Source organism: Cupriavidus sp. PET2-C1, assembly GCF_054515855.1.
This window is the reverse complement of sequence record NZ_CM137260.1, coordinates 1,742,021-1,754,015: the sequence shown is the minus strand read 5'-3', so window position 1 is coordinate 1,754,015 and position 11,995 is coordinate 1,742,021. Positions and strand designations below refer to the sequence as shown.

The 11,995-nt window shown below is 63.2% G+C and carries 11 protein-coding genes and 1 pseudogene; 8 read left to right on the top strand and 4 right to left on the bottom strand.

The genetic code is table 11. From position 1 onward, the window contains the following. The first annotated feature begins 11 nt into the window (after positions 1–11). The 4 genes from ACX12D_RS27875 to ACX12D_RS27860 all read left to right on the top strand — a co-directional run bounded on the left by ACX12D_RS27875 (position 12) and on the right by ACX12D_RS27860 (position 2,719). Positions 12–509 carry a MarR family winged helix-turn-helix transcriptional regulator gene (locus ACX12D_RS27875; RefSeq protein ID WP_459374284.1) on the top strand — a complete coding sequence of 166 codons (498 nt, stop codon included), beginning with the start codon at positions 12–14 and terminating at the stop codon, positions 507–509. A 194-nt stretch (positions 510–703) separates the two neighbouring features. Then, complete coding sequence (locus tag ACX12D_RS27870) at positions 704–1,129, top strand: organic hydroperoxide resistance protein (protein WP_043353183.1); 426 nt, start codon at positions 704–706, stop codon at positions 1,127–1,129. A gap of 146 nt (positions 1,130–1,275) precedes the next feature. Next, on the top strand, positions 1,276–2,202 hold the full coding sequence (locus ACX12D_RS27865) for a LysR substrate-binding domain-containing protein (RefSeq protein ID WP_459374282.1): 927 nt from the start codon (positions 1,276–1,278) through the stop codon (positions 2,200–2,202). 133 nt (positions 2,203–2,335) lie between these two features. Beyond that, on the top strand, positions 2,336–2,719 hold the full coding sequence (locus ACX12D_RS27860; protein WP_459374280.1) for a CzcE family metal-binding protein: 384 nt from the start codon (positions 2,336–2,338) through the stop codon (positions 2,717–2,719). Positions 2,720–2,731: 12 nt separating this feature from the next. On the opposite strand, the pseudogene ACX12D_RS27855 reads toward ACX12D_RS27860, so the two are convergent. Continuing rightward, a pseudogene (locus ACX12D_RS27855) lies at positions 2,732–2,976 on the bottom strand (ISKra4-like element ISBusp5 family transposase); the annotation flags it as partial. A 351-nt stretch (positions 2,977–3,327) separates the two neighbouring features. Here ACX12D_RS27855 and ACX12D_RS27850 point away from each other — a divergent pair. Continuing rightward, positions 3,328–4,401, top strand: coding sequence for a porin (locus tag ACX12D_RS27850; protein WP_459374278.1), 1,074 nt, complete (start codon positions 3,328–3,330; stop codon positions 4,399–4,401). 129 nt (positions 4,402–4,530) lie between these two features. Here the strand turns inward: ACX12D_RS27850 and ACX12D_RS27845 are convergent, their stop codons facing one another. Both ACX12D_RS27845 and ACX12D_RS27840 read right to left on the bottom strand, forming a co-directional pair. After that, complete coding sequence (locus ACX12D_RS27845) at positions 4,531–5,157, bottom strand: trimeric intracellular cation channel family protein (protein ID WP_459374276.1); 627 nt, start codon at positions 5,155–5,157, stop codon at positions 4,531–4,533. Next, complete coding sequence (locus tag ACX12D_RS27840; protein WP_459374274.1) at positions 5,154–6,419, bottom strand: M20 family metallopeptidase; 1,266 nt, start codon at positions 6,417–6,419, stop codon at positions 5,154–5,156. Before ACX12D_RS27840 ends, ACX12D_RS27845 begins: the two co-directional genes overlap by 4 nt. A gap of 894 nt (positions 6,420–7,313) precedes the next feature. On the opposite strand from ACX12D_RS27840, the gene ACX12D_RS27835 reads away from it, so the two are divergent. After that, on the top strand, positions 7,314–8,396 hold the full coding sequence (locus ACX12D_RS27835) for an FUSC family protein (protein ID WP_459376544.1): 1,083 nt from the start codon (positions 7,314–7,316) through the stop codon (positions 8,394–8,396). Between the two features lie 94 nt (positions 8,397–8,490). Here ACX12D_RS27835 and ACX12D_RS27830 read toward each other — a convergent pair whose 3' ends face one another. Beyond that, positions 8,491–9,312 (bottom strand): CPBP family intramembrane glutamic endopeptidase, encoded by an 822-nt coding sequence (locus ACX12D_RS27830; RefSeq protein ID WP_459374272.1) that lies wholly within the window; start codon positions 9,310–9,312, stop codon positions 8,491–8,493. A 313-nt stretch (positions 9,313–9,625) separates the two neighbouring features. Here ACX12D_RS27830 and ACX12D_RS27825 point away from each other — a divergent pair, with 313 nt between their 5' ends. Together ACX12D_RS27825 and ACX12D_RS27820 are read left to right on the top strand one after the other, a co-directional pair. Next, positions 9,626–10,756 (top strand): LacI family DNA-binding transcriptional regulator, encoded by a 1,131-nt coding sequence (locus ACX12D_RS27825; RefSeq protein ID WP_459374270.1) that lies wholly within the window; start codon positions 9,626–9,628, stop codon positions 10,754–10,756. A gap of 230 nt (positions 10,757–10,986) precedes the next feature. Further along, entirely contained in the window at positions 10,987–11,976 is a 990-nt protein-coding gene (locus ACX12D_RS27820) for a Bug family tripartite tricarboxylate transporter substrate binding protein (protein ID WP_459376543.1), read from the top strand. Positions 11,977–11,995: the final 19 nt, after the last annotated feature.

Sequence of the window (11,995 nt, the reverse complement as noted above, 5' to 3'; positions counted from 1 at the left end):
TATTCACACCCATGGACACGAAACGCACCTCCCGGACCAAGCAGGCAGCACCCGGCGCCACGGCAAATGCCGCGTCGGCGTTGCTTCTGGACCAGCAGTTCTGCTTTTCCGTGTACGCCACGTCGCTTGCGCTGAACAAGCTGTACCGCAAGCTGCTGGCGCCGCTGGGCCTGACATATCCGCAGTATCTGGTGATGATGGTGCTGTGGGAGGCCGATGGCCTGACCGTGTCGGAAATCGGCAGCCGCCTGCATCTGGATTCGGCCACGCTGACCCCGCTGCTCAAGCGCATGGAAGCGCAGCAACTGCTGCGGCGTGAGCGTGCCGTTGCCGACGAGCGGCAGGTCATTGTCACGCTGACCGCCGAAGGCCATGCGCTCAAGGAGCCGGCGGAGGCCGTGCCCCGCGCGGTCCTGTGTGCCTCGGGCTGCAGTGTCGATCAGGTGGTGGCCGTGAAGGCGGAGCTGGACCAGCTGCGCGAGCGGTTTGCCGTAGCGGCCGGCGGGTAAGGATCAAAGCGCCGGCGCGATTGATGCGATTGACGCGGCGGCTGACGGCGGGCTGAACAACTTGACAGCCCGTTTTGATTGTCTAATATATAGCGTGCTATTTAATAGCCAGCTATTAAATATGGAAAGCGAACAGGCTTTCTCCAACCGAAGGCTCGATGAGCCAGTGTTATCAACTAGCCAGGAGTGTCATCATGTCGATCGAAAAAGTCCTCTACCGTGCTTCCGCCACCGCAACCGGAGGCCGTGACGGCCGCGCCGTGTCGTCCGATGGCGCGCTGGATATCAAGCTGGCCACCCCGCGTGAACTGGGCGGCGCGGGTGGTGCCGGCACCAACCCGGAGCAACTGTTCGCGGCTGGCTACTCGGCTTGCTTCCTCGGCGCCCTGAAGTTCGTGGCGGCGCGTGACAAGGTGGCACTGCCTGCCGACACCGCCATCACCGGCCAGGTCGGCATCGGCGCCATCCCCACCGGGTTTGGCATCGAGGTGGACCTGAACATCGCGCTGCCCGGCCTGGACCGCGCCGTCGCGCAAGACCTGGTCGACAAGGCGCACGTGGTCTGCCCGTACTCGAATGCCACGCGCGGCAATATCGACGTGCGCCTGACGCTGATCTAAGCACGCATCTCCATCCCCGGCGTCCCCGGGGCCGGCCCCGCGCAATGCTCTAAAATGAGCATCCTTTGCGCGGGGCCGGCTGCTTTGTCTCGCGCGCAGCCTCAAGTGGCAAACAGCGAAGCAACAAGTCAGCCCCCGGAGACACAGTGCGCTACGAACTCACCGACCTGCGCCTGTTCCAGGCGATTGCGGAAGCGCAGAGCCTGTCCAGTGGCGCTTCCGCGAGCCACATCACGGCATCCGCCGCCAGCTACCGCCTCAAGAATCTCGAGCACGCGATGGGCACGGCTCTGTTCGTGCGCAGCGCGCGCGGCATGGAACTCACCCCTGCCGGCGAGACCTTGCTGGTGCACGTGCGCGAACTGCTGCGCGGCGTGGAGCGCATGCATGGCGAGGTCGGGCGCTTTTCCGCCGGACTCAAGGGCCATATCCGGCTGCTGGCCAACAGCAGCTCGCTCAACGGTTTTATCATCCCCAGCGTGAGCCGCTTCCTGGCCGCCAACCCGGACGTCAACGTCGACCTGGAAGAGCGCGCCAGCCAGGCGATTCCCTGCGCCGTGGCCGCGCAAGAAGCCGATATCGGCATTCTGGCTGGCGATATCGATGCCAGCGACGTCCGTGCCGTGCGCTACGCGGTGGACGAACTGATCCTGGCGGTGCCCAACGGCCACCCGCTGGCGCGCCAGGCCGAGCTGCGCTTCGGGGCCGCGCTGGATTTCGATTTCGTATGCATGAGCCGCGGCAGCAGCAACTTCCTCTTCCTGCGCGACATGGCGCAGCGCGCCGGAAAAAGCCCCAACGTGCGGCTGCACGCCCATAGCTTCGAGGCCGCGTTGTCACTGGTCGAAGCCGGCGTGGGCGTGGCGCTGGTGCCGCGCAGCGTGGCCGCGGCGGCCCTGCGCGAAGCCCGGATAGCTGGCGTGCGGCTGGCGGAAACCTGGGCCCGCCGCGAGTTGAACCTGATCGTGCGCGCCGAAGGCAAGCTGCCGTCCTTCACGGCGGCATTCGTGCAATTCCTGCTGAATGATCCGCGTGTTGCCGCCACGCGGGAGGATGGCGCCCCGGTGGTGTAGCTGCCGGTGTCACAGCAGAGCATGAAAAAAGCGACTGAATATGCGATGAATATATCATTTTTAGAATAGATTCATCGTCGCTACACTTTCCTCGTGTACCCAAATCTGACAAGGGTAGGCACAAGGAAACACGATGAACAAGAAGCAAACGCTCGCCGCCGCTCTGGCACTCTCCCTCCTCGGCATCGCCTCCGCCAGTCCCTCCGCCTGGAGCGCCACGGCGCCCACGGCGCCCACGCCGGCCACGAAAGCCGCCCGTGTCGCCGCTCTGTTCGGCAGTCCCGCCGATGTGAGCACGACGACCCGCACGGTCACGCTGGTCCCGGGCATGAACTACGTGAACGTGGCATCCGGCGAAACGGTGGCCTTCCGCGCTGGCGACAAGACCGTCGGCTGGACGTTCCTGGAGGCCATCGGCGGGACCTCGGTCGATATGAGGACCATCTTCCCGGAGGTGGCGCAGGCCAAGGGGATCCGGGTGTATATCGCGCCGAGCCAGTTGTTTACCGGAGGATGAGCCAAAGCCGCAACGGAGCACGCCACAGACCACGCACGCTCTACTCGACGCGCAAGAACGTTCGAGCGGTTCGACAACGAACACCTGCTGGATGCAATAGACCATTGACCATTGACCATTGACTTGCCTTCAGCCAGGGACAGTCCTGCGTCGCCGGAGGTCTGACTTCCGGCGGCCCGATCAAGCCGCATGACTTCGATACGCTTGACCGCGGTTCCATCACCATCATCGAGCACAAGAACGATCGTGCATCGCATGGCATCTTCCGTCTCGTTGCTACGAAGACGATACGCCGTCGCGCCGGCCCCCCAGGCCTTTTAACGGCTTCCCTCAACAGCGGCTTCTTTGCGTTCATGCGCACAGCGAAGTGCGCTCGATCTCCTGTCCCACGGCATCAGAGCCATGCCTCCATTTGCTACGTGCACGAACAGTTATTCCTGTTTGCGGAACAATAATTGCCATCATGGCGCGACTGTTTACCTAATCCTGTCACATAACCGCCTCAGAATGCAGCGGTCGCATCGAGGGATGGCATTCCTTCGCTTCTCCGCTCTGCCTCTCCGACGGCGGCGGAAAACTACTCGCTCAAACAGAAAACCGAAATGACCGTGAACAAAACTCTCCTCGCATTGGCCGCCGCCGCAGCTTGCTCCATGTCCGGTGCCGCTTTCGCCCAGACCACTTCCAGCGTAACGCTCTACGGCATTGCCGATGCCGGCGTTAGCTTTCAGAGCCACGTGCAAGGCCCGAACGGCGGCGGCTCGGTCACGGGCGTGACGTCCGGAGGCCTCTCCGGTTCGCGCTGGGGCATTCGTGGCGTGGAGGACCTCGGCAACAATCTGAAGGGCCTCTTCGTGCTGGAAAGCGGCTTTGACATCGACACGGGCAAGTCCGGCCAGGGCAACCGCCTGTTCGGCCGCCAGGCTTATGTCGGCCTGCAGAGCGACCTGGGCGCCATTACGCTGGGCCGCCAGCAAAACGCACTGTATGACCTGTTCACCGCCTATGATCCGATGGCGGCCGGCAGCAGCTACTCGCTCAACTCGGTCGATACCCAGGGCTTCAATGGCCGCGCCGACAACGCCGTCAAGTACACCGGCAAGTTCGGCGGCCTGACCGCAACCGGCTTCTACAGCTTCGGCCGCGATAGCAACGTCACGAACGGCGGTGAAGTGCCGGGCAGCTTCCGGGTTGGCAAGAATTTCGGCGGTGGCCTGGCGTATGCCAACGGTCCGGCGTCGGTGGGTGTCGCCTATGACCAATACCAGGGCAGCACTGTCGGCACATCCGGCGCAGCAGCCAAGCGCGCCGCGATTGGCGGTGCCTATGCCTTCGGTGATGCCAAGGTGTTCGCCGGCTACCGCTGGATGCGCGACGAACTCACCAGCGCGACCGCAGTCCGCCAGGACAACCTGTACTGGCTTGGCGCGTTGTACAAGTTCACTCCCGCCTTCAGCCTGACCGGCGCGGCGTACTACACCGACGCCCGCAAGGACAGCAACAGTTCGTGGATGTACGTCTTGAATGCCGACTACGCCCTGTCCAAGCGCACAGACGCCTACGTGCTCCTCGGCTACGTGAAGAACAAAGGGCAGGCAACCTACGGCGTGACCAACGCAATGAACACCCTGCCTGGCCAGAACCAGACCGGCGCCATGGTTGGCGTGCGTCACCGCTTCTAATACTGCTCGCGATATCAGCCAGCGCGCTGTCGGGGTTCGCTGGAGACAAGTCATATCGACCTTGCCTTTGTTCACTGGGCGCAAGGACGCTTGGCCGGCAGAAATGCCGGCCTTTTTTTTGAAAGCTGACTACGCGGCGTCCGGCTTATGGAAAACAGGTAGGCTCCAGGAATAGCGCAGGGCAAGCAGGCGGATTGCGAAGCAGATCGACGCCGCAAACCAAGGCGTGACCGCTACCCTCCATTCCATGAATTGTCCAAGCACTTGTATGGCCGCGCCCACCAGTGCGGCGAGCGCATAGATTTCCTTCTGCAGGATGATCGGTACGCGATTGAGCACCACATCCCTCACCACGCCACCGCCAACAGCCGTCACCATGCCGAGCACGATGGCAACCTCGATGTTGTGGCCAAGCAGCAGCGCCTTGTGTGCGCCAACGACCGCAAAGAAGCCCAGTCCAAGCGAGTCAAAAAAAACGACAGGATGCTTGAGGTGGTCAACGATTGGACGCGCCCAGATTGCCATTGCCGAGGCCAACACCGAGGTCGCGAGATACCGCCAATCTGAAATGCCCACCGGCGGTAACGAGCCTAGGCAGAGATCCCGAACGATTCCTCCGCCACAGGCCGTCATATAGCTGATCGCGACGACACCGAACAGATCTAGGCGTTTCTGTTCAGCGGCAAGGGCTCCGCTGACTGCAAAAGCGAAGGTACCGAACAGGTCGACCAAGACAAAGAGACCGTGTTCCATCATGCCGCTTGCTGAGCGCAAAGCCAGGCAGACGCCGCCGTCAGCATGGCCTGCAGCCCCGTTTCCAGCGTCGGGTGGATGACCGGTGCGAACCTGGGCGAATGATTGCTCGGTATCCTATTGATTTGCTTGTCCTTCTTGGCCTGCGCATACACACTGGGGTCGGTTCCGCCGACGAACCAGAAAACGTATGGCACGTTCCACGTACGCCCGAAGATGCTGAAGTCTTCGCTGGCCGACGCCGGAGCCGTCTCATAGGCCCGGTCGCCAAACTGCGCATTGAAGGCTGCCGCGATCTTCCGGGTCGACGCATCGTCGTTTTCGGTTAGCGGGTAACTGCTGAGCGTGGTGAACTCGGGCGGCCGCTCAGCATTGGAGGCATCGCACTCCGCGCAGCAAATTCGCTTGACGGACGACAGCATGTACTCGCGCACATCTTCGTCGAAGGTGCGCATATTGAGCTTGATCGTGGCATCGTCAGGAATGATGTTTTCCTTGGTGCCGGCCTGCAGCGAGCCAATGGTCAACACGGCATTGTCCAGCGGCGAGATTTCGCGCGAAACAATGGTTTGCAGGCGCAATGTGGTGGCGGCGGCCATGATCACCGGATCGATGGCGGTCTGCGGTTGCGAGCCATGTGACCCGCGACCAAATAGTTTGATCTTCAAGCTGTCGCCGGCTGACAGGATGACACCCGGGCGGTAGCAGACCGTGCCACTCAGCCCCACCATCACGTGCTGCCCCAAGATAATGTCTGGCTTGGGGAAACGCCCCTCTCCCCAATCCTGAACCATGCTCGCCGCACCCCGGCCCACTTCCTCGCCGGGCTGGAACACGAGCATCACAGTGCCTTTCCAGGCGTCGCGATGCTCCGCAAAAATGCGCGACGCCCCCATCAGCCAGGTCACGTGCAGGTCGTGCCCGCAGGAGTGGGCCACGCCTACCTCCACACCATCTTCATCTTTTGCCTTGACGGTACTGGCATAGGGCAAGCCGGTATTCTCCGCCATGGGTAGCGCATCCATGTCGGCGCGCAGCATCACGGTGGGGCCTTCGCCATTGCGCAACACGCCGACGACGCCTGTGACGCCCACCGCGCGCGTCACCTCGTAGCCCAGCGTTTCGATGAATTCGGCCGCGAGCTTGGCGGTGCGAACTTCTTGCATCGACAATTCCGGGTGCTGGTGGATATCCTTGTAGATCGCTTCGAGTTCCGCCAGCAGCGCTGCGCCGCTGGTACTCAGGGCTTGGACGAGCGGATTCATGGCAACCTCCGGATCGTGAATTTGCAGGATGCCTTATAGCAAAGGCACACTGCGTGCTAGTTCGAGTGCTGTCAAACCGAGCATACGAAGTCTCCAGGAGGCATCTCGCGTTCACCTTCGTACCGCGGGACATGGCACATGCGACAGTCACTTCAGCCGGCGGGCTTCAATTGATCTCCAGCTGGCGTTGGCCGGCCCGCCTGCTCCGACAGAATGTGTTGGGCTGTCCGCAAGGCCACGGCGAGACCGTTCTCCGTCGAGTTGCAGGTGCCGGCAGTCGGTAGCACTAGTTGCCGATGCCGTGGGTTTTGGACGGAGTGATATTCGTCGAAACAATGGCACCTAGTGGCGTTGGCAGTGACAGCCCGCCTGCATAAGGCTTCCCGCCTGGCGCACTGTGGCAGGCCACGCAGTCGCCTGCTGTTGCCAGGTATTGGCCTCGTTTGAGCAGATCTGCATCGCCGGCGCCCTGTGCCTCGCTATGCGATGCATACGTACCTGAGAGCGACGTTATCGCGCAACTTAGGACAAGGAAAAACCGAGGCATCCATCGGGTCGAGTGCACGCTGATCTTGCTCGCTTCCAGGCGGAGAGTGTAAGCCCCCTCAGTGTGATTGAGCCTAGTGTAAGGAACGAAACTATGCAATGTACGTTCTGCGTGGAGGCCGCACGCCCGCTTCGCGACACCACGAGCGCCGCGCCACCGGGTGCTGACGATGGCGAAGACGGGTTACGCCTGTCGATCGCCGGTGCGGCTGGTGGCGCAGGGCGCGTGCCAGCGTGCCCCGGCCCCGGTTGCCTTACGGTGAAAGGCAGAGGACACTAGCGTACTTTGCCGGTGCCAGCCGGGCGATTGCGCCCAGCGCCGCTTCGCTGTCAGCCAGGTCGCCGATGATGCTGCCAAGAATCACCCGTCTGCTCGCGCGCGTCCATCCGATGCTGCGGCGTGTGCTGCGCCCGGTGCTGGATCCGGCGCGCCGCTACCGCCATGCCAAGGTGATTCATGCAGCCAGGGTGGCGCTTGGCCTGCTGACGTCCATTGCGCTGACCACCGGCATCCACCTGCCCCATGGCGAATGGGCATCGATCACGCTGCTGGTGGTCATCGGTGGCCTGCAGCACCACGGCAATATCCGCAAGAAGGCGGCCGAGCGAGCGCTCGGCACGCTGATCGGCGCGGGCGCGGGGCTGGTGATCATCCTGCAGCAATCGTATTTTCACGCGCCCTTGCTCAGCTACGCGCTGATCGTGATCGCCTGCGCCATCTGTGCGTATCACGCGATCGGCAAGGGTGGCTACGTGGCGCTGCTCTCCGCCATTACCATCTTTATCGTCGCTGGCCATGGCGAGAACGCCATTGCGGACGGCCTCTGGCGCGCGGCGGATGTGCTGATCGGTATCGCGATCGCGCTGCTGTTCTCCTTTGCGCTGCCCCTGCACGCCACCTATACGTGGCGCTACAAGCTGGCCGAGGCCCTGCGCAGTTGCGCCAGGATGCACGCGGCCATCGTCAACGATGCGGGCTTCGACCGGGCCGTGCTGCAGCAGGCCATGGTGCTGCAAGGCAGCTTGCTGGTGCAGCTGCGATCGCTGATGCCGTCGGTGGCCAAGGAGATCAATGTCTCGATGGAGCAGCTCGAAGCCATCCAGCACGGCATGCGCGTGTGCATCAGCCTGCTGGAAGTGCTCGCGGCCACGCGCCCGCGCGTTGACGACGAAGAGGCCAAGGCATTCGTGCGCGACCATCTTGCCGAAGAAAACCGCCGCGTCAGCGCCATGCTGGTCGGCATGGCGCGCGCGTTGACCCATGGCGTGGTGGCGCGCCTGGCGCCGCGCGGTACTTGTTCGCTTGCGCGGATTGCGGGCACCGTTGCGCCGCAATGGGCTGGCTATGTCTCGCTGACGCTGCGCTTGTCCGGCGAGTTCGACGATCTCAGGCAGCGTCTGGCGGCCATCGCGGATCGCTGGAACATTTAAGCCTGCCTTGGTGTTCATCGGCCGCGTCGACGCCGGTGATGAAGTTTGCCCGGGCGCCGGCCTCGTGGATTGCCGGCAGGAAGAAAGCGCGACGTCAGGATTGGCCCTCGGCCGCACCCGCGCCACGCGGGTACCACAGCAGCCGGCGTAGCATCCAGGCCCCGGCCAGCCCCAATGGCACGGCTAGCGCCCACACGCCGACCGGCGCTTCCAGCGCCGTGCTTTCCGGCGCCATCGCGGCGCAGACCATGACGCCTGTGTTCAGGCCCGCATGCAGGACGATGCCGGGCCAGAGCGAACGCGTGCGGCAATAGAGCGCCGCCGCGAACAGCCCGACGGCGAACGCGATCACGAACTGGTAGATGTTCAGGTGCGCCACGCCGAAGACGAAGGCCGAATACACGGTGGCATCGGCGCGCGCGTACCGCCTGAGCATGCCGCGCAGCAGGATGCCGCGGAAGAACATTTCCTCGACGAACGGCGCGATCACGCACACCAGCACCCAGATGCCGATGCCGCCGCTCGTCATCTCCGTGATCATGCGCGCATCGTCGGCGGAAAATGGGAACAGCGCCTCTATGCCGAGCATGGCCAGCCCGTCCAGCAGCAGGATCAGCGGCACCATCAGCAGGATCGGCGGGCCCAGCACGCCCAGCGTGGCCGCCACGCTGGCCCGGCCCTCGTGGAACAGCCTGCGGTAGCTCAGCCCGCTGGCGTGCAGCAGGGTGCTGAATACCAGCCCATAGCAGGCCACGCGAATCAGGCTGGCTGCGGCCATTGGCTGCATGCCGCTGCGCAGCAAGGCCGGGCGCAGCAACATGGTCAATATCACCTCGACAAACCAGGCCACGAAGGTGAGCGCGAGCGCCCATTGGAAGGTAATCGGTTGGGTCTGGTCTTGCGGGGGTGGATTCATGGATCGCGAGATCTGTCAGGACGATGAGCTTGTCGTAGGTTGCCGCCTCCATTAACGGCGGCGGCACTGCGATTCTGTAGAACCGGCTGCCCGAAACACGGCCCGGGCAGGTGAAGGATGGCTTTCACTTTCAGCTGGGGGGGGAATGGCGCAGCGCCATGCGAAATCGGATAAAGAAGGCCTCAAGGTTCAAGGCGCACACGTGCAACCCGCTTCCGGCGGCATCGGGTCTGCCTGGTCGGGTGGGTATACTCTGCGAGTGCGGCGCTCGGAAGCAACTATCCGGTCCCCGGCACAATTACCAGCAGAAGCGATGAAGCAGGCAAAAAAAGCCATTGAGGGCAATCCGCCCAGCGAAGAGGGCAGCGGCAAGACGCCGGCACCGGCAGCGTTGCCGCACGCGCGCAGCTCGCCCCGAGCGACCGGCAGCGCCACGGTGGCCGATGTCGCCAGCATCGCTGGCGTATCTGCCATGACGGTGTCGCGGGTCCTGAACAACCCGGAACGGGTTTCGCCTCGCACGCTCGCGGTGGTGAAAGGTGCCATCGAGCGCACTGGCTATGTGCCGAACCTGCTCGCGGGGGGACTGGCTTCACGCCGTAGCCGGCTCGTTGCGGTAGTGGTGCCGACCATCGCGAATTCCATGTTTGCCCAAGTCACGCAGGCGCTCACGGACGAACTCGGCAAGGCCGGATACCAGGTGATGCTCGGCCTTTCCGGATACGACGCGTCGCGCGAGCAGGAACTGCTGGACGCCATCCTGAGCCGCCGTCCCGATGGCATCGTCCTGACCGGCACGGTACATACCGACACCACGCGCACCCGACTGCTCAAATCCGGCATCCCGCTGGTCGAGACCTGGGATATGAGTCCCTCGCCAATGGACATGCTGGTTGGCTTTTCCCACGAGCAGGTCGGGGTGGCCGTGGCGGAGTATCTGTTGGACAAGGGGTATCGGCGATTCGGGCTTGTGTTCGCCAATGACCAGCGGGGCGACGTCCGCCGCCGCGGCTTGCTTGCGGCGCTGGCCAGGCACGGCATCAGCGACGTACCCCTCGAGTCGGTGCCGGTGCCAAGCACCATGGGCTTGGGCAAGCGGCATTTTGCCAAGCTACTGGAACGTGCCCCTGGGCTGGATGTCGTGGTCTGCAGCTCCGACCCCTTGGCGCAGGGGGTCATCGTGGAGGCGCAAGAGCGGGGCATCGGTGTTCCGGATCAGCTCGCGGTGATGGGGTTCGGTGACTACGATTTCGCCGCCGAGTTGTCTCCGACACTCAGTTCCGTCAGCATCGATGGGAAGGCGATCGGTAATCGCGCTGCGCGTTTCCTGGTCGCCAGGATCGAGAAGACGGAGTCCGCCGGGTCCGAGACCGTTGTCGATGTCGGTTTCAGCATCATCGAAAGAAGAAGTACCTCAAAAAGCAAATCAGAAGGCTCTATTTGAATGCGGCTAGGGATTTCCCTGCGAAGTTGAGCCTTGAATCTGTCAAATGGTAGCGCTAACATACAGCCGTTGTTGATCGGCAGGCGAAACGCCCAAGTGATTCGCCTCGAAATGTTAGCGCTAACAATCGGCGCGTCTGGTTGATGAAGAGCGCGTTGGCAACGAGTAGAAGGGCTCGCCCAGTTACGCATGAGGCAGCCCAGCCCATCAGGCAGGAGACACCCATGACCATGATTTGCCAGGCGCAGGCGCGCCGTTGCGTTCCCTTGATTTGCGTGGCGCTTGCTGCCGCCACGCTGGCGTTGCCGGCGGCAGCGCAGCAGCCATATCCCGCCAAGCCAGTTAACATCGTGGTGCCGTTCCCCGCGGGGGGCAGCTCCGACGCAATGGGCCGGATCCTGGCCGCAGAACTGCAGGCCCAGCTCGGACAGTCGTTCGTCGTGGAGAACAGGGGCGGCGCCAATGGCGGGATCGGCTCCGTGGCGGTGGCACGCGCGGTGCCAGACGGCTACACCTTGCTGATCTCTGGCGTGGGTTCGAATGCGATCAACTACGGCCTCTACAACAAGCTGCCGTACGCGGACAAGGATTTTGCCCACATTTCCTTGCTGGCGACCGGGCCGAATGTGCTGGTGGTGAACCCCGAGTTTCCGGCCAAGACCATTCAGGAATTCCTCAAGCTCGTCAAAGCCTCGCCCGGAAAATACCAGGCTGCCAATTCCGGCAACGGCTCTTCGAACCACCTGGGCATGCAGATGCTCGAGTCGGCTGCAGGATTCAAGATCACGCCCGTGCCCTACAAGGGCGGCGCCGCAGCCATCAGCGACACGCTCGCCGGGCATGTGCCCATCCTCACGCTGAACCAGGACGTTCTGCTGCCGTACGTCAAGTCAGGCAAGCTGCGGCCGATTGCCGTCTTTAGCGCCGAGCGGAACCCCTCCTATCCGAACGTGCCGACCATCGCCGAGTCCGGCTTCCCCGGCTTCTCTGCGGTCTCCTGGTTCGGCCTGGCAGCTCCCGCAGGCACACCCAAGGCCATCATCGACAAGCTTGCCGCCGCATCGGAAAAGGCGATGGCCAATCCCAAGGTCAAGGAAAAGCTCGAGGCCGCAGGGTTCGTCGTGGTCGGCAGTTCACCCGCCAAGGCGAACGAGTTCGTCAAGGCCGAAATAGAGAAATGGGGCAAGACCGTCAGGGAGTCCGGTGCAGTGATCGAGTAGGGCCGGCATCAGGCCTCAG

Bases quoted from the DNA above. Each gene is read 5' to 3' on its own strand.
- ACX12D_RS27840 (WP_459374274.1), bottom strand. From the start codon at position 6,419: ATGAATCCGCTCGTCCAAGCCCTGAGTACCAGCGGCGCAGCGCTGCTG.
- ACX12D_RS27845 (WP_459374276.1), bottom strand. From the start codon at position 5,157: ATGATGGAACACGGTCTCTTTGTCTTGGTCGACCTGTTCGGTACCTTC.
- ACX12D_RS27875 (WP_459374284.1), top strand. From the start codon at position 12: ATGGACACGAAACGCACCTCCCGGACCAAGCAGGCAGCACCCGGCGCC.
- ACX12D_RS27830 (WP_459374272.1), bottom strand. From the start codon at position 9,312: ATGAATCCACCCCCGCAAGACCAGACCCAACCGATTACCTTCCAATGG.
- ACX12D_RS27825 (WP_459374270.1), top strand. From the start codon at position 9,626: ATGAAGCAGGCAAAAAAAGCCATTGAGGGCAATCCGCCCAGCGAAGAG.
- ACX12D_RS27835 (WP_459376544.1), top strand. From the start codon at position 7,314: ATGCTGCCAAGAATCACCCGTCTGCTCGCGCGCGTCCATCCGATGCTG.
- ACX12D_RS27860 (WP_459374280.1), top strand. From the start codon at position 2,336: ATGAACAAGAAGCAAACGCTCGCCGCCGCTCTGGCACTCTCCCTCCTC.
- ACX12D_RS27870 (WP_043353183.1), top strand. From the start codon at position 704: ATGTCGATCGAAAAAGTCCTCTACCGTGCTTCCGCCACCGCAACCGGA.
- ACX12D_RS27820 (WP_459376543.1), top strand. From the start codon at position 10,987: ATGATTTGCCAGGCGCAGGCGCGCCGTTGCGTTCCCTTGATTTGCGTG.